We start from the raw sequence: 19,909 nt of genomic DNA, 5'->3' as shown, positions 1-19,909 counted from the left end.
CAATTTATTATAGAACAGTTGATTACTTATGGCCAGAGCTAGCGTTGAATATTTTGTTCAACATAAACAACAGGATATGTGAAATGTTATCCCAGTGGACTTTCAACGCCGTTGGATCCGGATAGAAACCAGCATGGGCATTTGCTCCAAGCGTTTTTGGAGATAATGGATTCGTAGTATCAGTCTTAACTCTTTTCAGAGCTTCGAGTGCTTTTTTTTCATTTTTAGTGAGGTTACTTTTATCTTCTTCTATCTTATTTATTATTTTTTCCATAACAACATGTTCAGCCATCCCTTCTGGGTAGTTTCCATAAATTTTTTCATAGGTTAATGCGTATATATTTTCCATGAATGTTCTGCATACAACCGAAGATGCCAGAGTGTACTCTGAGCATTCAAGTGATCTAAGTTCATCAAATACTCTTTTTAATATAGGGTCAGGAATATTCACCTTGAAATCAGAAGGTATAATGTATTTTCTGTTATTGGGGCTTTGATTGTTTTTTCCCTTTTTGCTTAGGGTGCTGTCTTTACTGGCATTCTTGCTATTTTCCGCGCTAAAAAGAACTGATGGTTCACAATGTCCTTTAGGTGCAACTCCTTCCGACCTCAGTTGTTTCGCGTAATTTTCCCAGTCTTCTTTCTTTGATCTTGATGTGACATTACTTTCACTGTTTATTAAATCATTAATGAATCGTTCAAGAACTTTATCAAACTCATCTCTCGGGACGTCAATCATCACATTGGGTTCTGAACGTCCCGTTTTAATTCCCATAGTTGATCTGAATACAGGATTACCTAAGAACCTCGATGCTGTAGTCAGAATACCATCACGTTTTTGCTTCGAAATAAATCCTTTAGTTTCAGCATAATCTAATAATTTTAACGCTAATGTATTATCGGACGAGCCAAAATGTCTTGTTTTTTGAGTTGCATTCCAGGTAAGAAGTCCTGCGCCATCCTGTTCCCCATTATGACGCAATTCGATCCATTTATTTGCATCCTCTCTGTTCGGGAACAATATACATTCAACCGAATCCTGAATGATATCGTTGTCTTCAGCGAGTTTTCTGAAATAAGATCTCTCATTTTCTGGACATAAATCAGGATCATTCAGCAGGGTTAATGCGCAAACCCGCCGGTTTCCCTCAAGTGCGATAAAGTGTCCACTGTCGTCCTCCATCACAGCCAGTGATTCCAGTGGACTTGTTCCATTCTCGGCTATACTTTTAGCCAGTACCTTCACCTTTTCATTTTGAACAAGGTAATTAATTATTTCCATTCGATTATTAATAGGGTCGTGCCGAGGATTTTTGCTGTCTAAATATAAATCTAAAACATTAACTGAAATACGTTTCATACCACCTCCAGAGTAAAATACTACTATTTATTCTCTAATATTTTATACACTGTTGAACGTGCAACATTCATCTTTCGCGAAATTTCTGTAGCGCCAATCCCCTGATCACGTAAGATTTGCACCTGTTCCCTGTTGACCGTCCTTTTCCGCCCAAATTTGATACCTTTCACTTTGGCTTCAAGACGGCCTTCATTCGTTCGTTCAAGTATACGTTGTCGCTCAGCCTGAGCTACTGCAGACAAAATAGTAACGACCATTTTGCCCATATCGCCTTCAGTCCCAATACCATCGTCAAGAAACTTAATCGCGACCCCCATTTGATCAAATTCTTTAATCAACTGAATCATGTCAGCGGTATCACGACCAAGCCTGTCTAGTTTCTTAATCAGAATGGTATCGCCTTCTTCAACCTTCATACGAAGTAGATCCAGACCTTTTCTGTCGGTATGGCTCCCGGATGCTTTGTCACAAAAGATTCGATTTGTTTTCACGCCAGCGTCTTTAAGTGCCTTGATCTGAATGTCGAGAGACTGTTGGCTGGTTGAGACCCGCGCATAGCCAAAAAGCCGCATAAAAATGTCTCCAATATCGAAAACCAGACAATTACTGTCCAGTATGCCAAGATAACGATTTAATGGACAGCTAAAAAGTACCATTTTATGATGTCCGAGAATTTATAATATTTCGGACGGTTGTTAAGTTGTTAACTAATAACCGTCAGGCAGGGAGGTCGGTATGCCCGTTGATTTTCTGACCACTGAACAGACTGAAAGCTATGGAAGCTTCACCGGTGAGCCGGATGAGCTTCAACTGGCACGCTATTTTCATCTTGATGAGGCAGACAAAGAATTTATCGGAAAAAGCAGAGGCGATCACAATCGCCTGGGAATTGCCCTGCAAATCGGGTGTGTGCGTTTTCTGGGCACCTTTCTCACCGATATGAATCATACTCCTTCTGAAGTCCGGCATTTTATCGCCAGACAGCTCAGGATCCATGATATCACTGTGCTGGCAGAATATGGTCAGAGAGAAAATACCCGCCGTGAGCATGCCGCGCTGATACGTCAGCATTATGATTATCGTAAATTTGTTTTCGTCTTACCCGTCTTTTATATACCCGGAGCTGGATAAGCAACGAACGTCTCGCCCTGCTTTTCGACTTGGCGGCAGGGTGGCTGATGCAGCACGGAATTATTCTTCCCGGAGCCACTACTCTGACCCGGCTGATTTCAGAGGTAAGAGAAAAGGCAACGCTGCGCCTGTGGAACAGACTGGCAATGATACCGTCTGAACCAGAGGGCATCTGAGGCCATTAAAAGAGGCGTCAGAGGAAGAAAACATTGCTTAACGTGAGTTTTCGTTCCACTGAGCGTCAGACCCCGTATCTGGTATTACTCAGGATATTTATTTGTGGTTAAAAAGTGAGCTTGTTGGCAGTGCCAACAAGATTAAAAAATGAACCCCCTTCCTTTTACACTTTCTCTTCACAAACCAAAAAGAGTTTTGAATTGCTGCTTTCTGGCCCTGCCGAGACTATTTCAAGCCAAACATACTCTCAGCAGACAGAAGGATGCTCAACATGGCAGATACAGCAAACAATTCTCCGGACACTCCCGCACGGGGAAAGGCGGGGGCACTGAAGTCGACTTTAACAGTTCAACTGCATACCCAATATGCCATCCTTTTATGGGAAGGCCGTCAACGTCAGAAAGAGTCAAAAAAACCTCAAATAGTTAGCATGCCCCAGGTCATCGCCAGGGCAGGTAAAATCAATGCCGATTCGGATGGTGACAACCCGTACGCCGACGACGCGATGTTGTTGCTGGAGCAGGCGATAGAGCGAGGAACCGCACGGTTACAAAAGGCGGTTGCTGAGCTTGAAAAAACCTTATCCGATTTGCCGGGTCAGATCACGATGTCCGATGTTTACTCCGTTTCGCCTTTGAATATCGGTGTATTCAGCCGAACCCCCCTGGGCTACCGTTGTGTCTGGTTACTGGTTGGTTTCGATCAGCTTGCGATGAAAGCTTTCCAGGCCTGGCATTACGGTTTGATTTCACGTCAGAAACGCGATGATTTGCTGAGTAAGGGAGGGCACTGGGTTCGTCAGGTATACGGGGTGGTGCAACAATATCGTTCTGTCAGCGTGACCCGCGATGATATTCGTCTGCAAACGCCAGCCGGTCTTGAGGCTATCAAACGGTTAGGTGAACCGGATGCAGATATATTAACGGGTGTGAAACGTTCAACGTTCTCCCCGTCGTTACGTAATCCTGTCACTGTCTCCGCTGATTCTTCCTCTGATAAAGGAGGCAATGCATGAGCCCTTACAAGAAAGCGTTAATGCCTGCTCTATTCTGCACGGCGCTGATTTTAAGCGGTTGCGCCGGTAGCGACCTCGCTGCGTGGAATCAAAAAATCAGTGATGCCGCCCATTCGCTGGCTGGCGGCAGTACCAATAGCGCTAATGACGATGGTATGCCCTGGATGACCAAAGCCGGAAACACCGGCCCGCGTCAAAATGTGCTTCATGTTTATACCCTTCCCGTGGATGTTGATACCGCCGCGGCCCGCCTCAAAAGTCATTATCAGTTTATTTCGGCAGATGAGTTGGAAAGTTTGCGTAAACGTGATCAGTACGGTGACTGGAGTGCCGGCTCTGTTGATGAAGCCCACTCCGTATGGTCAGCGGTAAAGGGCAGCTACTATAAAATGGGGCAAGAATGGAAAGGAAGCGATCGCCTGGTGCTGGAAATTGAGAAATCCGGTGCCGGCAGTCGTTTGAAGGTGACTTACAGTTCCCCTGATAGTTCGCATCTGACCGATGCGTATTTGGGGCGTTTAATGAAGCAGCTGCAGCAGGTTGCTAACGGTCAGGTGAGCTGACTGGAGGCGATCAGATGCAACTCTATCTCTGTGAGAAACCGTCCCAGGGTAAAGATATTGGCGCCATCCTTGGGGCGACCCAACGTAAGCAGGGTTATTTTGCCGGGCCCGGAGTCATTGTTACCTGGGCTGTAGGGCATCTATTAGAGCAGGCTCAACCTGAGACCTACGGTGAACAGTACGGCAACCCATGGCGCGAGTCCGTACTGCCCATCGTGCCGACGCAGTGGAAAATGACCGTTAAAAAAGATACGGCGGATCAGTTTGCCGTTGTCAGGTCACTTCTGAAGCAAGTGGATTCCGTAGTCATCGCCACTGATGCCGATCGGGAAGGCGAGGTCATCGCCCGCGAGCTGCTGGAGTATTGTCACTTTACGGGGGTCGTACAGCGGCTCTGGTTATCCGCGCTGGATGAGGCGAGTATTCGCCAGGCACTGGCGAATAAGCTGCCTGGTGAAAAGACTGCGGCGCTTTACCATGCCGGCATGGCGCGAGCGCGGGCTGACTGGATGACGGGAATGAACCTGACCCGGCTTTATACCCTGAAAGCCCGGGAACAAGGGTATGGCGAGGTCTTGTCGATCGGCCGGGTGCAGACGCCCGCGTTGGCGCTGGTCGTGAACCGTGACCGTGAAATTGCCAATTTTGTGTCAAAACCGCACTGGCAGGTACAGGCTACGTTGCAGAAGGATGGGATCAATTTCCCTGCCAACTGGGTGCCCGCCACCAACTATTGTGACGAGGAGAAACGCTGTATTCAGCAAAATGTGGCGCAGGCCGTGGTGCAACTTTGCCAGCAAACGGGTAGCGCCCTGGTTCTTGATGTGGGGACGGAGCGTAAGAAAGCGTCAGCTCCTTTGGCTTTTGATCTGGGTACACTGCAACAGGCCTGCTCTCGCCAATGGGGAATGAGCGCAAACCAGGTATTGAGCATTGCTCAATCGTTGTATGAAACCCACAAAGCGACAACCTATCCCCGCACCGATTGCGGTTATCTGCCGACGTCAATGCGTGAAGAAATCCCACAGGTCTTCGATGCCATTATGCGAACGGATCCCACACTGAGCGCGACAGTGGCTAAACTCGATACAGGTTTCGTTTCACGGATCTGGAACGATAAGAAAATCACCGCTCACCACGGTATTATTCCTACAAAACAGCCGTTCGACCTGAGTAAGTTGTCTGCGGATGAACTCAGGGTCTACCAACTGATACGACAGCATTACCTGGCGCAGTTCCTGCCGCTCCATGAGGTCGATGTAACTGAAGCAACCTTCAATATTGGCGGCCAACTGTTTCGTACTCGCGGCAAGGTTGAGATCGTAGCTGGCTGGAAAGCGTTGTTTCAGCATGAAGGCAGTGAGCAGGAAGAGGAAGACGGCGATCAAACCAAGCTGCCGGCTCTTGTCAAAGGACAGCCCTGTGCCGTAGCCGGCGCTGAGCTTAAAACCCTGCAAACAAAGCCGCCGGCGCACTTCACTGATGGGACGTTGATTGCGGCGATGAAAAATGCGGCTGCATTCGTCAGCGATCCTCAACTTAAGAAAATTTTGAAAGAGAATGCCGGATTGGGGACTGAAGCGACGCGAGCCGCTATCCTGGAAACGCTATTCAAGCGGGGATACCTGGAGAAAAAGGGAAAATTCTTGTTCTCCACACCGATTGCCGGCGAGTTGATTGATGCCCTGCCGACAGCGCTGACAAACCCGGGTATGACGGCGCTATGGGAGCAGGCGCTGGATGAGATTGCCCAGGGACAGATGACGCTGGAAACGTTTATGTCGCGGCAGGCACAGTGGACGGGGCATCTGATCGAGAAAGGTAAAACGCAGGCGGTGAAGTTCACTGCGCCGCCGTCTCCTCCTTGCCCTGTATGTGGCGGAGCGATGCGCCGGCGTGCGGGCAAGAAAGGCAGTGGCGCTTTTTGGGGATGTATCAATTACCCGACCTGCCAGGGTATTGTCAATATTGGGACGAAAACCAACCGTAACGGTAAGCGATATAAAGGGAAAACAGCGGCTAAAAATAAAGCAACCGCATCGGAGTAAGAGATTGCCTGATGTATATGGTGGAAACTTTTGCTAAGGTGAACTGGCTTTGATGCAGGGTACCCCGTGACTGCGGTGGTAGGAAAATTCTTCCATGGTTTTTTTCTACTTCAGTCCGGTCAGCGGCCTCCACACTCAGGTTGGTTGACAAGGCGCATGCGACTCCGTGAAAAACGCGCCGGGACACCAGGTTCCTCCCCGGAGTCTGTTTGATTATATGAAAGGTTAAGGTACCGACCCCAGGGCGTTGATTTTCGGATCAACGCCGTTTTTATTTTTATCGCCCGCAAAACTTATTATTAACGTTGACACTCACATAACTTGCATTAAAAATGAACAGGCTTACTTGTTGTCTTCGGACAACCAGCCAATGCTTCCGCACTCTGTGAGAAGCGCCTTCGGGTGATCGCGAATATCCTTGTAGCCTGAAAGAGGATGCCCTTGTGGTGGTAACTCCGTTTAACCTTTGAGAACGGGGATCGCTCAACAGTGATGAAGGTCCATTTCACAATCCAGACTGTCTGCATTGACGTACGACTTTGCAGACTCCCGACGGGAAACACTTTTCCCGTCGGGGAAGGTGTCTTTCTCCGTCACCGAATCTACACTCCATGGAGAAAACATCATGTCTCAAGCGCAAAACACGTCCAACAAAACTGAATATTTCAACCTGACCATTAAAGGGATGGGGTATCTCAGCAATGTTCGCCAGGTCAATGGCCCTAACGGTACCTTTATCAACTGTGTCATCAACGGACTTTCTGGTCCTACCGATAACGCCAGTTATACGCGTTTCGATGTCACGGTCGCCGGTAAAGAAGCCAGCAGCCTGATTAATCGTTGTCAAAAGTCGGTTGATGAAGACAAAAAAGTCCTGATTGGGTTTGTGCTCAGCAACCTGAAAACGGACATTTTTACGCTCAACAGCGGTGAACATGCCGGTGAACAGCGTGTCAGTCTGAAAGCCCGCCTGATCAAGGTCGATTGGATCAAAATCGGCCAGGAGAAGGTTTATCAGGCTGAGAAATCTGACTCCACGCCGCCTCAGCAAGGTTCTGCTCAGCAACAATACGCAGAAAACTCCTTCTGATAACGCCCTCTACGCCCCGCGTTTCTCGGGGCGTTTTTCCCTTTCTTATTCCCTATGAGGATTCGATTATGGCGTCTCGCGGCGTAAATAAAGTCATACTTGTCGGTTTTCTTGGTCAGGATCCTGAAATCCGTTACCTGCCAGCCGGTGGTGCCGTAGCGACATTGTCGCTGGCCACTTCCGAAACCTGGCGTGATAAACAATCCGGTGAGCAGAAGGAAAAAACGGAATGGCACCGTGTTGTGCTGTTCGGCAAACTGGCTGACATTGCCGGTGAGTACCTGCGTAAAGGCTCACAGGTCTATATCTAAGGCCAGCTCCAGACCCGTAAATGGCAGGATCAGAGTGGCCAGGACCGCTATTCAACCGAAGTCGTGGTCAGTATGGGGGGAACGATGCAAATGTTGGGCGGTCGTTCCCAGTCTGCAAATTCTGGTCAACGTGCTCAGGGAGGATGGGGACAGCCCCAGCAGCCAACGCACAGTGGTTCTGCGCCTCAACAGCCTCAATCCCAATCAGGAGGGAATGAGCCTCCGATGGATTTTGACGATGATATTCCGTTTCGAGTGGACTGAAAAGCTGCTCGATTACTTGCAGGTGAGAGTCCTGCCACGGTAGTTGGTTAATTTGACCGTGTAGCTATGGCGTACGTGTGGATGGTGACTGAAACGCGGGAACAACGTCGGATAAACGTGGCCCCCGATCCAGACAGTGGGCGCGCGCAAATACACAGCCCGTAACTGACAGTGAACTCAAATCCGCCTCGTAAATGTCAGCCATACGGTAATGCTGGAAGAGTATGGTGTAGGGTGGTCTTGCCGAGCCTCTGGAATGGGGGCGAAGGCCAGTGCAGTCCGGTGGATTAATTAACCACGTGAAGCCGGATGAGGGACCCGGGGTATTGGAGATGGGATGTGTAGAAAGTGTCGAGCGGAACAGTCGAGACCTCTACCCGTCGCGGTTTAACCCACCGTGTAATTGAAGGTATAAGGCGTCCACCGAAATCCGGAAAGACGCGGGATAGAGGAGTCGGAGGAGGCCATAGTACTGATGATGGTTGAGACAACAAAACTCAGCCGAAAGGAAGGGCCTCTGCTTCTGTCAGGCTTGGTGATGCAGGAGGTACTACGTGATTGCGAAAGCTCAAAACACGGCATTTGAAAAGGTACGAGTACTGCAACGCAAGCTATACCTGGCCGCCAAGGCGGATCCGAAACGTAAGTTTGGTGTTCTGTATGACAAGGTATGCAGTAACCAGGTTTTAGGCATGGCATGGACTCAGGTCAGAGCTAACAAAGGTGCGCCGGGTATCGACCGGCTCTCGATCGAACAGGTTGAGAAAGAGATCGGTGTTGGTAATTTCCTGCGGGATATCCAGAAGAAACTTGTTGCGAAACGGTATGTTCCACAGCCTGTACGGAGGGTTTATATCCCGAAGTCGGATGGAAAGGAAAGGCCGCTTGGCATACCTGTTATAGCAGATCGTGTAGTACAGGCAGCAGTAAAGATCGTCATAGAACCGCTGTTCGAAGCGAGTTTCAAGGACTTCTCATATGGCTTCCGGCCACGCAGAAGTGCGCAGCAGGCGCTAAGAGAAATCTATAAATGGCTGAACTTTAAATGTCATTGGGTGGTGGATGCCGACTTGAAGTCATACTTCGACACCATTCCCCACGACAAACTGCTGTTGTCGGTGAGGACCAGAGTCATTGACCGCCCGGTCATGAAGCTGATTGAAATGTGGCTGAAAGCTGGAGTTATGGGTGACGTTCGTCAGAAGAGCAGCGATACGGGGACTCCGCAAGGAGGCGTCATATCGCCACTACTGGCTAATCTGTACCTCCACTGGCTTGACCATGCCTGGGAAAAGCAGGGATTCAACCAACGATGGCATGACGCTCATTTAGTGCGTTATGCCGATGACTTTGTCATTTTGTGCAGAAAACAACCGAAGTTTTATCTGGAGCAGGCCCGGAGGATATTGGGTCGGCTTGGGTTAACACTTAACGCAGATAAGACAAAAGTCGTTAACGCGACTAAATCGCCGTTTGAATTTCTCGGTCACAGGTTCGCAGTGCAGCCGTCCAAAAAGGACGGAAAGCTGAAGACCTACTATTACCCCTCACCGAAATCAATGAAAACCGTAAAGCGCAAGATCCGCGAAGTCACACAGAAAGGTCAGCACTGGGATCTGCCGGTGTTAATCAGAATGAAGATAAACCCAATCCTCAGAGGTTGGGGAAACTACTTCAGGATGTGTAACTCCCGGATGCACTTCCGGAGCATTGCAAACTACACGACATGGGCACTTTGCATCATGTTAAGGAAGAAACACAAGAAGCGGGCTAAAGGATGGAGGGACCATCCGCCAAACTGGTTCTACGAATATCAAGGGCTGTTCAAATTATACAGCCTGTCGATAACCGGGGATGAAATCAGTCGGTATGCACGCCCTGTGACGCCGTAATGTGGCAGGAAGAAGACAGTCGGAAAGCCGTGTGCGGGAAAACCGCACGCACGGTTTGACGAGGGGCCGCTGGGGAGATGACTTCAAACCAGAGGCCTACTCTACTGATCCGGACGATAAAATATTCCGTTCAGTACGTAGTAGGTCAGTCCGGCTATCAGCACGGTTTCGACTCCAGGCGGCAGATAGTCGTAGTGAAAGCCGGGACCGGGGCCCGGGCCATGATCGTGACCATGCCACCTATCCGGGCCGCCAGGCGCGGCAAAGGCCGCTGGTATGAGGCTCAGCATGGCGAAAGCCGTCGCTACTCTTTTCATACGACATTCCTGTGTTGCCATGAGACGATCAAACAAACCTTAGCGGGCTTCCTTACCCGCAGCACCTTTTTGCGGCGCGGGCGGAGCCGGCGGCACTTCACGTATGCTCACGCTGACTTCATACGTCTTGCCGTTGCCGGCAGGCACATTGGAAACCAGTTTGTTTACGCCCGCGACGGGATCGTTAGTTTGCAGGGAGGCCTGATACAACGCCGGCGGCATCGGGTGGAACGGCGGCTGGTGCGGCATACGGTCATGGTCGTTACCGCCGTGGCCAGGTTCTTCAATCTGCGGCGCGCCCTGTTCCGGATACGCAAAGGCGCTGGGCAGGATAGCGAAAAGAGAAAAAGCGGCGATGGTGGCGGCGACGCCATAACGTTGGGTTACTGTTCTCATAAATACATCTCTTCAGTAGGGGATAGCCCTATATAAGGGCATTCCCCGTCCGAGAGGCAACCTGTTTTACCCAGCTTTAATGCGGGCATAACACAATCCTGATTATTTTGTTTAAACGTTGCGAGCAACGCCGTTTTTTAGCGATATCCCTACGATTAGACAGTACCTTTGCAGGCTGCTTCCGGACGCGAACGTGAAAGCGCCTGTTAGTGGAAGGGGGCTTTTGCTATACTCCGCGGCCATATCTTCTGATGCGCTCAGGCGCGTATTCAGCATTGGGGTATGGCCTGCGAGGCGATACAGAACACATCCTTTCAATGAGTTTTCAATATGATGAAACACACCGTCGACGTCATGATCTCCGAACAGGACATCAAGGCGCGAGTGGCCGAACTTGGTCGCCAAATCAGCGCGCATTACCAGAACAGCCAGAGCGACATGGTGCTAGTGGGATTATTGCGAGGCTCGTTCATCTTCATGTCGGACCTGTGCCGGACGTTGGAAGTATCACACGAAGTTGATTTCATGACGGCGTCGAGCTACGGCAACAGCATGAGCTCTACGCGTGACGTGAAGATTCTCAAGGATCTGGATGAAGACATCCGCGGTAAGGACGTGCTGATCGTGGAAGATATCATCGATTCCGGCAACACGCTCAGCCGGGTGCGGGAAATCCTGCAACTGCGCGAACCGAAGTCCCTCGCCATCTGCACATTGCTGGATAAACCGTCGCGTCGCGAAGTTGACGTGCCCGTCGAGTGGGTCGGCTTCTCCATCGAGGATGAATTCGTGGTGGGTTACGGCATTGACTACGCGCAGCACTATCGCCACCTGTCGTATATCGGCAAGGTTGTGCCGGAGTAAGCTCCGCACGGTTGACCGATAGAAAGAATGAAAAAGCCGCGACAACGGCGATCGATGAGCGCGGCTTTTTATTTGGATTAGTCTACTCGGGAAGACGACAGCAGGGAGGACATCGTGCGGCGGTAGCGCTGTTCCAGCGATTCACGGCTGGTGGCGGTGACGTCGAGATCGCTCAGCCGGCCGTCCTGAATACCGTAGACCCAGCCGTGGATCATCACCTTCTGGCCCCGTTTCCAGGCGGACTGCATGATCGTGGAGTGGCCGAGGTTATACACCTGCTCTACCACGTTGAGTTCACACAATTTGTTGAAGCGCTCTTCGGGGGGCAATTCTCCCAGCAGAGAGCTATGCTTGTACCACAGGTCGCGGATGTGCAGCAGCCAGTTGTTAATCAGCCCTAATTCGGGGTTTTCCACCGCCGCCTGCACGCCGCCGCAGCCATAGTGACCGCAGATGATGATGTGTTCAACCTCTAACACTTCGACCGCATACTGCACGACCGATAGGCAGTTCAAATCGGTATGGATCACCAGGTTGGCGACGTTGCGGTGAACAAAGAGCTCTCCCGGCTCCAGGCTGGTCAGGCTCTCCGCGGGAACCCGACTGTCCGAACATCCAATCCATAGAAAACGCGGGCGCTGCGCCTGAGCTAATCGTTCAAAATAATCCGGATCTTCCTTCACTATTTTTTCGGACCAATTCTGGTTATTAGCGATGAGCGTTTCGATTGTTTTCATGAAAGTAAATGACCTGTAACAACAAATGGCAGTGGAGTTAATATAGAGCAATCACTGGGGTTTTAACATTGAAAACTGACGTACACACTGACAATAAGGCATCCTTTTTCTTATGACGTATGCACTGGAATTAGCGAAATTAAGCAAGACCTATCCAGGAGGAGTTAAAGCGCTGCGAGGGATCGATTTACAGGTGGAGGCCGGCGACTTTTATGCGCTGCTGGGCCCGAACGGCGCGGGGAAATCCACGACCATCGGCATCATTAGCTCACTGGTGAACAAGAGCTCAGGCAAAGTCAACGTCTTCGGTTACGACATCGATCAGGACATCGTCAATGCCAAACGCCAGCTGGGGCTGGTGCCGCAAGAGTTCAATTTCAACCCGTTTGAAACCGTCTATCAGATTGTGACGCATCAGGCAGGATATTACGGTGTCGATCGCAAAACGGCGCAACAACGCGCCGAAAAATACCTCAATCAGCTCGATCTGTGGGGAAAACGCAACGAACGGGCGCGTATGCTGTCCGGCGGCATGAAGCGGCGTCTAATGATCGCCCGGGCCCTGATGCACGAACCCAAATTGCTGATCCTTGACGAACCGACGGCAGGGGTGGATATCGAACTGCGCCGGTCCATGTGGGGCTTTCTGAAGGAGCTGAACGGTCAGGGCACTACGATTATTCTCACCACGCACTACCTCGAAGAAGCGGAGATGCTGTGCCGCAATATCGGCATCATCCAGAATGGCCTGCTGGTGGAGAACACTTCGATGAAGCAGTTGCTCTCCAAACTGCAGTCGGAAACCTTCATTTTCGATCTGGCTTCCAAAAGCGCCTTGCCCCGCCTGGACGGCTACTCTCACCGGCTGGTGGATACGACGACGCTGGAGGTCGACGTGAAACGGGATCAGGGGCTGAACGGCGTGTTCAGCCAACTGAGCGCGCAGGGCATTCAAATATTCAGCATGCGCAACAAGGCTAACCGGTTGGAAGAGCTATTCGTCAGTCTGGTTAACCATCACGGAGAACATGCCAACGAGGAGAAAGCATGAGCAGGTTGTATTGGGTCGCATTGCAGAGTATCTGGACTAAAGAAGTCAATCGTTTTGCCCGAATCTGGGTGCAAACGCTTCTGCCGCCGGTCATCACCATGACGCTCTACTTCATCATTTTCGGCAATCTGATCGGCTCGCGCATCGGCGAAATGCACGGCTTCACCTATATGCAGTTCATCGTTCCCGGCCTCATCATGATGTCGGTCATTACGAATGCCTATGCCAACGTGGCGTCGTCGTTCTTCAGCGCTAAATTCCAGCGCAACATCGAAGAGCTGCTGGTGGCGCCGGTGCCGACGCACGTCATCATCGCCGGTTATATCGGCGGCGGGATGGCGCGTGGGATTTGCGTGGGGATCCTGGTGACCGCCGTGTCGCTGTTCTTCGTCCCGCTGCACGTGCATGCCTGGTGGATAATTGTGGTGACGCTCTTGCTGACGGCGATGCTGTTTTCGCTGGCCGGTCTGTTGAATGCGGTGTACGCCAAAACCTTTGACGACATCAGCCTGATTCCGACCTTCGTGCTGACGCCGCTGACCTACCTCGGCGGGGTCTTTTACTCGCTCACGCTGCTGCCGCCGTTCTGGCAGTCCGTATCCCAGTTGAACCCGGTCGTGTATATGATCAGCGGTTTTCGCTATGGCTTTCTGGGGATCAACGATGTTTCACTGACGTTGGCGCTTGGCGTGTTGGTGATCTTTATCGTGGCGTTTTATGCGCTGGCGTGGTGGCTTATTGAACATGGTCGCGGCCTGCGCGGCTAATGTGTCCGCTCCCTTCGGGGGGCGTTTTTGGGTATCGGCATCACTACGTCAATTCCCCATACACCTACCGTCCAGAACGGCAACGCCGGGCATCCGCCGGCTATTTATTCTGCGCACGGACTCTATTGAGAGCATAGCGGCGCGGCTGGCCGACTCGCAGACGATTTTGAGGAGAAACGGCGCTGCAGAGGCGGCGCCGTAGGGATCAGGCTAGCTGCACCGGAATGGCTTTGGCGGTGCGCTGGAGTTCGTTGTCGTCGTTAAAATAGGCGACTTTCGGGTGATGCGTTCGGGCCTGTTCGTCTGACATCTGCACATAGGAGCAGATGATCATCCGGTCGCCGACACAGGCGCAGCGGGCGGCCGCGCCGTTCACGGAAATGATACGCGATCCGCGTTCAGCGGCGATAGCGTAGGTGGAAAAACGCTGGCCGTTGTCTACGTTGTAAAGATCGATGGCTTCATATTCCAAAATGCCTGCAGCTTCCATGAAGTCGAGGTCGATGGCGCAAGAGCCTTCGTAGTGTAAGTCGGCCTGGGTCACTTTGACCCGGTGCAGTTTGCCTTGCAGCATGGTTCTAATCATTAGCAAATACCTGATGTTAATTATGCAGTGAGATCCACCTGCAGGTTGTCGATGAGCCGCGCTTTTCCGAGCCACGCGGCCATCAGAATCACGCCGCGGGCGCTTTCTGTCGTCAGCGTCTCCAGCGAGTCCGCATCGCGGATAAACAGTTGATCCGGCATAAAGCCCGCATCGCGCAGGGCCTCTTCCGCCCGGTCCAGAATTTCGTCGATCTGCCGATTGCCGGTGGCAAGTTCTTCCGCGATGGCGTGCATAATCCGCGGCAGCTGAGGCGCCAGCTTGCGCTCTTCAGGCGTAAGGTAGCCGTTACGGGAGCTGAGCGCCAGGCCGTCTTTCGCCCGGACAATCGGGACGCCCACGATGCTGATGTCATATCCCATGTCCGCCACCATCCGACGAATCAGCGCCAGCTGCTGATAATCCTTCTCGCCAAAGCAGGCGACGTCCGGCTGTACCAGATTAAACAGTTTGCTGACCACCGTGGCGACGCCGCGGAAATGGCCGGGACGGCTGGCGCCCTCCAGCATCTGCGACAGGCCGGGGACTTCGACAAACGTCTGCTGATCGAGCCCTGTGGGGTAGATGTCGTGTGCCGACGGCGCGAACACCAGATCGGCTCCGCGTTGGGTCAGGCGCTCGCAGTCTTCTTGCAGCGTGCGCGGATAGCGATCCAAATCGTCCGCGCGCTCGAACTGCATCGGGTTGACGAAAATGCTGACGATGACGACATCGGCGCTTGCCTTGGCGGCGTCAACCAGCGCCATATGACCGTCATGCAGGCTCCCCATCGTGGGAACCAGCGCGACTCTTTTCCCTTCTTGCTGCCAGCGCCGGACTTCGCGTCGTAGCAAAAGGGGCGTTTCGATAATTAACACTCCGCTTCTCCTGCGTTAGTGAAAGGCGTGCTGGTCGTCAGGGTACAGTCCCTGCTCTACTTCCTGCACGTAAAGGCGAATGGCCGAGGGGATATCTTCCGCCAGGGCCAAAAAGTTTTTGGCAAAGCTCGGCGTCTGCTCGCCGCTGATGCCCAATGCGTCGTGCATCACCAGAATTTGTCCGTCCGTCACGTTGCCTGCGCCGATGCCGATAACCGGGATCGTCAGCGCTTCGGTGATGCGCTTGGCTAATTCCACCGGTACGCACTCCAGCACCATCATTTGCGCGCCGGCTCGCTCCAGCGCAATCGCGTCTTCCAGCAGACGTTCCGCGGCGGTATCACCACGACCCTGCACCTTATAGCCGCCGAAGATATTAACCGACTGCGGCGTCAGACCCAGGTGACCGCACACGGGGACGGCGCGGTCCGTCAGCATCTGTACTGTAGGCGCCAGCCAGCTGCCGCCCTCTATTTTCACCATGTTAGCGCCTGCGCGCATCAATTCGGCGGCTTGCTGACAGGCCTGTTCCGGCGTGGCGCAGCCCATAAACGGAATATCCGACAGCAGCAGACACAGCGGCGCGCCGCGTCGGACACAACGAGTATGATAGACCATATCTTCCAGCGTCACGGGGAGCGTGGAGTCGTTTCCCTGCACGGTCATCCCCAAGGAGTCGCCCACCAGCATGACTTTGATGCCTTGTTCGTAGAATTGACGGGCAAAGCTGGCGTCATAGGCGGTGATGGTGGCGAACTTTTTTCGGGCCTGTTTCCACTGGCGCAGATGGGTGAGGGTCGTCGGTTTCATGGCTGCCTTCCTGAATAAAAATGAGGACGTGAAAAGGGCGGCGATATTCTACTGGAAATGGCAAAGCGGCGGGCAGCTCTACGGCTGCGGTTATCGCGTTGCGTGATCCCACAGGGTCAGCCCGTTGGGTGGTACGAGCGCCAGGCGATCGGCCAGGGCTTCACCGTCGGGGAAAATCAGCATCGGGGCAATATCAGCCAGCGGGTAGAGTATGAATTCGCGGTTTTTCATATCATAGTGGGGGACGATAAGGCGGTCGGTGTTGATCACCTCATCGCCGAACAGCAGGATGTCCAGATCCAGCGTGCGCGGACCCCAACGGTGCGCCTTTCGGACGCGCCCCTGTTCCAGCTCGATGCGCTGCGTCTGATCCAGCAGCGCTTCCGGCTCAAGTTGGGTGCGAAGCTCCGCGACCGCATTGAGGTAATCCGGTTGATCTTGCGGACCCAGCGGGCGACTACGGTAGAAGGGCGAGCGGCGCACCAGCCGGGTAAGAGGGAGCGCGTCCAGCGCCGCCAGCGCGGCATGTACCTGTTGTAACGGCTGCGACAAATTGCTGCCGAGCGCCAGATACACGCGCGTCATTATTGTTGACCTTGGCGCGGCGCTGCCGGGCGCTGACGCGGACGGCGCGAGCGGCGGTGCGGCGTCGGGCCGTCATCCAGCGAGCTCAGTAATACCTGCTGCCGCGGCGGCGCGGCCACCTGGAATTCGCCCCACCACTGCGCCAGACGCTGTAGCTCCGGCTGCTGTTCGATCTCGGCGCGCAGGCACAGCAAATCGTAAGCCGCACGGAACTTGGGATGCTCCATCAGCTTGAAGGCGCGTTTGCCCTGCCGGCGAGACAGGCGCAGCTGTAGCTGCCAGATATCGCGGATCAGCGAGGTAATGCGTTTGGGAATGGAGAGCGAACGGCATTGCTCGTCGAGCACGTCGTTCATCGCCAGCGCGAAAGCTTCGAAATAGGCCAGACCGCTTTCCTGCGCCAGCTTCTGGGCATGCTCGATCAGCGGATACCACAGCATGGCGGCGAACAGGAATGCCGGATTAACGCGCATACCGTTTTGGATGCGTTGATCGGTGTTTTTCAGCACCTGCACGATCATCCGCTCCATCACGGTTTCGCCCGTGTCGGTGAAGTTGCAGCTGATCAACGGGAACAGCGGCTGGAACAGCTGGTATTCGCACAGCAATTTATAGGTTGGGTGGCCGTAGCCCGCTTGCAGCAGCTTCAGCGACTCTTCGAACAGGCGAGCCGGCGGAATATCATGGAGCAGCGAGGCCAGCCGCGGGATTGGCTCGGCGGTTTCCGGGCTGATGGTCATGTCCAGCTTGGCGGCGAAACGCACGGCGCGCAGCATCCGCACCGGATCTTCGCGGTAGCGTTTTTCCGGCTCGCCGAGCAGGCGAATGATGCGCTGATTCAGGTCGCTAAGCCCATTGGTGTAGTCGCGAACGGTGAAGTCAGCGCTGCTGTAGTAGAGGCTGTTGATGGAAAAATCGCGGCGTTGGGCGTCTTCTTCCACCGAGCCGAAAATATTGTCGCGCAGCAGCATGCCGTTCTGCCCCTGCTGGGACGTGTTTTTCAGCAGCTGTTCCTGATGCTGTTCGTGATGACCGCGGAAGGTCGCGACTTCAATCACTTCGGGACCGAACATGACGTGCGCCAGACGGAACCGGCGTCCAACCAGACGACAGTTGCGGAAGAGCTTGCGTACCTGTTCCGGCGTGGCGTTGGTGGTGATATCAAAATCTTTGGGCTTTTTGCCCAGCAGCAAATCACGCACGCCGCCGCCGACCAGATAAGCCTCATAGCCTGACTTGTTCAGGCGGTAAAGTACTTTCAGGGCATTATCGCTAATGTCACTGCGTGAAATAGTATGCTGGTCACGCGGAATGACCGTCATGGACTCGTGCGGTGCTTGGGAAGCGCCGGACTCGTTCTCACGGTTCAGTACCTTGCGACAGAAATTAGCTACTCGGGTAAAGATAATACACCTCGATAATGATGAAAAATGAACGGCCCAACCAAAAATAGCGGCTAATCATAGCTCACCCTCAGCGCTTTGAGAATGCCGTTGTGATTTCGGGCAGCGGAATGACCGCTTCTGTCGATATTGTCGCCGGCGACCAGTGGCCCACGGCCCAATAGATAAGCTCCGACAGCGTCAGGTCCCGCCAGTCTTCCGGCAACGGCTGGCGCAGAAACGCCAGCGCCTGCGCCAACGTCGGCCGCGGGTCGCTCTGCGGCAGCGGCGGGGCATGATTCTGTTTCGACAGCTTTTTGCCTGCGGCGTCCAGCGCCAGCGGCAGATGAATATAGTCCGGCGCGTCCCACTGGAGCTGCCGAAACAGCGACAGCTGGCGCACGGTGGGCTCAATCAGATCCGCTCCGCGAACAATCTCCGTCACGCCCTGATCGCGATCGTCCACGACCACCGCCAGATTATAGGCGAACAGGCCATCGCGGCGATGAATGATGAAGTCTTCTCGCGCCAGCGCCGGGTCCGCGTCCAGCCACCCGCGCAGCCGGTCGTGGAAGCGCATGACCGGGCAGGTCTGCGTCAGCCGCAGTGCGGCGTTATCCTGCCCCCGTTCCAGCGTGCGGCAATGGCCGTCGTAACGGCCGCCGAGACGCTGGATGCGCCGACGCGTACAGGTGCAATAGTAGCAGCGTCCCTGTTGTTTGAGGTCGTCGAGGATCTGGCGGTAGCGGTCATGGCGTTGCGACTGGTAAACGATGTCGCCATCCCAGTGGAGACCATAGTGCTCCAGCTGGCGCAGAATGCGTGAGGCCGCGCCGGGGACTTCTCTTGGCGGATCGATATCTTCGATGCGCACCAGCCAACGTCCCCCGTAGGCGCGAGCCTGCAGGTAGCTGCCGAGAGCGGCTATCAGGGAACCAAAATGCAGATCGCCGGACGGAGAAGGGGCGAAGCGCCCGACGTAATGATTTTTTTGCTGTAATGCGGACATACTACTGCGGGAGCGTCATGTCGGTGGACGTCATATAAAGAAACGGGAAGACCGAAGCCTTCCCGTTCAGGAATAGATTATCCTGCCATTTGTTTTTCGCGTATTTCCGCCAGCGTTTTGCAGTCAATGCAAAGGTCAGCGGTCGGACGGGCTTCCAGACGGCGGATACCAATCTCGACGCCGCAAGAGTCGCAGAAGCCGAAGTCTTCGTCTTCGATTTTTTGCAGCGTCTTGGAGATTTTCTTGATCAGCTTACGTTCACGATCGCGGTTACGCAGTTCCAGGCTGAACTCTTCTTCCTGAGCCGCGCGGTCGACGGGGTCCGGGAAGTTAGCAGCTTCATCCTGCATGTGTGATACGGTGCGATCAACTTCGCCCCGCAGCTGGTTGCGCCATGCATCAAGGATGCGCTTGAAATGCGCCAGCTGAGCATCGTTCATGTATTCTTCGCCCGGCTTTTCCTGGTATGGCTCCACTCCGGCAATCGCGAGGATGCTCAGAGAGGATGTCTTACGGTTTTGCCCTTCTTGCATGTTGCTTCTCCTACATAACACGACACGCAGTAACGATCCCCGAGGGGAAAAAACAGGCCGCTATAAATAACAGATGGACGTTGGGTTGGCAATCATTCCTGACACTGGCCTGATAAAGTGTGAGGAAGCGTTGAATTCATCCGTGA

Annotated in this window: 20 protein-coding genes and 2 pseudogenes; 10 read left to right on the top strand and 12 right to left on the bottom strand. The window is 53.2% G+C overall.

The window, feature by feature from the left end; translation table 11 throughout:
* Positions 1-22 precede the first annotated feature (22 nt).
* Both I6N93_RS12365 and I6N93_RS12360 read right to left on the bottom strand, forming a co-directional pair.
* Positions 23-1,360: a hypothetical protein gene (locus I6N93_RS12365; protein WP_176222579.1), complete on the bottom strand. Its 1,338-nt coding sequence runs from the start codon at positions 1,358-1,360 to the stop codon at positions 23-25.
* Positions 1,361-1,383: 23 nt separating this feature from the next.
* The gene (locus I6N93_RS12360; protein WP_085690065.1) at positions 1,384-1,932 is read right to left on the bottom strand and encodes a recombinase family protein; all 549 of its coding nucleotides are present in this window, start codon (positions 1,930-1,932) and stop codon (positions 1,384-1,386) included.
* 163 nt (positions 1,933-2,095) lie between these two features.
* Here I6N93_RS12360 and I6N93_RS12355 point away from each other — a divergent pair.
* From I6N93_RS12355 to ltrA, 7 genes and pseudogenes are all read left to right on the top strand, one after another.
* Positions 2,096-2,649: pseudogene (locus tag I6N93_RS12355) on the top strand (DUF4158 domain-containing protein); the annotation flags it as partial.
* A gap of 290 nt (positions 2,650-2,939) precedes the next feature.
* A complete protein-coding gene (locus tag I6N93_RS12350; RefSeq protein ID WP_085690067.1) occupies positions 2,940-3,683 on the top strand; it encodes a PFL_4669 family integrating conjugative element protein in 744 nt (247 codons plus the stop codon).
* The gene (locus I6N93_RS12345; protein WP_085690069.1) at positions 3,680-4,246 is read left to right on the top strand and encodes a hypothetical protein; all 567 of its coding nucleotides are present in this window, start codon (positions 3,680-3,682) and stop codon (positions 4,244-4,246) included. The genes I6N93_RS12350 and I6N93_RS12345 overlap by 4 nt, the downstream gene beginning before the upstream one ends.
* Before the next feature lie 14 nt (positions 4,247-4,260).
* A complete protein-coding gene (locus tag I6N93_RS12340; protein ID WP_085690071.1) occupies positions 4,261-6,294 on the top strand; it encodes a DNA topoisomerase III in 2,034 nt (677 codons plus the stop codon).
* Positions 6,295-6,919: 625 nt separating this feature from the next.
* Positions 6,920-7,384, top strand: a complete 465-nt coding sequence (locus I6N93_RS12335; RefSeq protein ID WP_176222580.1) for an STY4534 family ICE replication protein — start codon at positions 6,920-6,922, stop codon at positions 7,382-7,384.
* A 68-nt stretch (positions 7,385-7,452) separates the two neighbouring features.
* A pseudogene (locus I6N93_RS12330) lies at positions 7,453-7,959 on the top strand (single-stranded DNA-binding protein).
* Positions 7,960-8,513: 554 nt separating this feature from the next.
* The gene (gene ltrA / locus I6N93_RS12325) at positions 8,514-9,851 is read left to right on the top strand and encodes a group II intron reverse transcriptase/maturase (protein ID WP_085690274.1); all 1,338 of its coding nucleotides are present in this window, start codon (positions 8,514-8,516) and stop codon (positions 9,849-9,851) included.
* Positions 9,852-9,952: 101 nt separating this feature from the next.
* Here the strand turns inward: ltrA and I6N93_RS12320 are convergent, their stop codons facing one another.
* Positions 9,953-10,168 (bottom strand): hypothetical protein, encoded by a 216-nt coding sequence (locus I6N93_RS12320; protein WP_197669155.1) that lies wholly within the window; start codon positions 10,166-10,168, stop codon positions 9,953-9,955.
* A 39-nt stretch (positions 10,169-10,207) separates the two neighbouring features.
* Positions 10,208-10,564: a hypothetical protein gene (locus I6N93_RS12315; RefSeq protein ID WP_085689545.1), complete on the bottom strand. Its 357-nt coding sequence runs from the start codon at positions 10,562-10,564 to the stop codon at positions 10,208-10,210.
* Between the two features lie 333 nt (positions 10,565-10,897).
* On the opposite strand from I6N93_RS12315, the gene hpt reads away from it, so the two are divergent.
* Positions 10,898-11,428: a hypoxanthine phosphoribosyltransferase gene (hpt, locus tag I6N93_RS12310; RefSeq protein WP_085689548.1), complete on the top strand. Its 531-nt coding sequence runs from the start codon at positions 10,898-10,900 to the stop codon at positions 11,426-11,428.
* A 77-nt stretch (positions 11,429-11,505) separates the two neighbouring features.
* Here hpt and can read toward each other — a convergent pair whose 3' ends face one another.
* Positions 11,506-12,165: a carbonate dehydratase gene (can, locus tag I6N93_RS12305; RefSeq protein WP_085689543.1), complete on the bottom strand. Its 660-nt coding sequence runs from the start codon at positions 12,163-12,165 to the stop codon at positions 11,506-11,508.
* 112 nt (positions 12,166-12,277) lie between these two features.
* On the opposite strand from can, the gene I6N93_RS12300 reads away from it, so the two are divergent.
* Complete coding sequence (locus I6N93_RS12300; protein ID WP_085689541.1) at positions 12,278-13,216, top strand: ABC transporter ATP-binding protein; 939 nt, start codon at positions 12,278-12,280, stop codon at positions 13,214-13,216.
* The gene (locus I6N93_RS12295; RefSeq protein WP_085689539.1) at positions 13,213-13,983 is read left to right on the top strand and encodes an ABC transporter permease; all 771 of its coding nucleotides are present in this window, start codon (positions 13,213-13,215) and stop codon (positions 13,981-13,983) included. Before I6N93_RS12300 ends, I6N93_RS12295 begins: the two co-directional genes overlap by 4 nt.
* A 205-nt stretch (positions 13,984-14,188) precedes the next feature.
* On the opposite strand, the gene panD is transcribed toward I6N93_RS12295, so the two are convergent.
* The 7 genes from panD to dksA form a co-directional block, all read right to left on the bottom strand.
* A complete protein-coding gene (panD, locus tag I6N93_RS12290) occupies positions 14,189-14,569 on the bottom strand; it encodes an aspartate 1-decarboxylase (protein ID WP_085689537.1) in 381 nt (126 codons plus the stop codon).
* 20 nt (positions 14,570-14,589) lie between these two features.
* Positions 14,590-15,444, bottom strand: coding sequence for a pantoate--beta-alanine ligase (gene panC, locus I6N93_RS12285; protein ID WP_085689535.1), 855 nt, complete (start codon positions 15,442-15,444; stop codon positions 14,590-14,592).
* 15 nt (positions 15,445-15,459) lie between these two features.
* A complete protein-coding gene (gene panB, locus I6N93_RS12280) occupies positions 15,460-16,254 on the bottom strand; it encodes a 3-methyl-2-oxobutanoate hydroxymethyltransferase (protein WP_085689533.1) in 795 nt (264 codons plus the stop codon).
* A gap of 90 nt (positions 16,255-16,344) precedes the next feature.
* Complete coding sequence (folK, locus tag I6N93_RS12275; protein ID WP_085689531.1) at positions 16,345-16,839, bottom strand: 2-amino-4-hydroxy-6-hydroxymethyldihydropteridine diphosphokinase; 495 nt, start codon at positions 16,837-16,839, stop codon at positions 16,345-16,347.
* Positions 16,839-18,245 (bottom strand): polynucleotide adenylyltransferase PcnB, encoded by a 1,407-nt coding sequence (gene pcnB / locus I6N93_RS12270; RefSeq protein ID WP_205757302.1) that lies wholly within the window; start codon positions 18,243-18,245, stop codon positions 16,839-16,841. The genes folK and pcnB overlap by 1 nt, the downstream gene beginning before the upstream one ends.
* 67 nt (positions 18,246-18,312) lie before the next feature.
* Entirely contained in the window at positions 18,313-19,230 is a 918-nt protein-coding gene (gluQRS, locus tag I6N93_RS12265; protein WP_085689527.1) for a tRNA glutamyl-Q(34) synthetase GluQRS, read from the bottom strand.
* Between the two features lie 77 nt (positions 19,231-19,307).
* Complete coding sequence (gene dksA / locus I6N93_RS12260; RefSeq protein WP_026741198.1) at positions 19,308-19,763, bottom strand: RNA polymerase-binding protein DksA; 456 nt, start codon at positions 19,761-19,763, stop codon at positions 19,308-19,310.
* Positions 19,764-19,909 lie beyond the last annotated feature (146 nt).

The organism is Lonsdalea populi (genome assembly GCF_015999465.1).
Lineage (GTDB): Bacteria > Pseudomonadota > Gammaproteobacteria > Enterobacterales > Enterobacteriaceae > Lonsdalea > Lonsdalea populi.
This window is presented reverse-complemented; position numbering and strand designations above follow the sequence as displayed.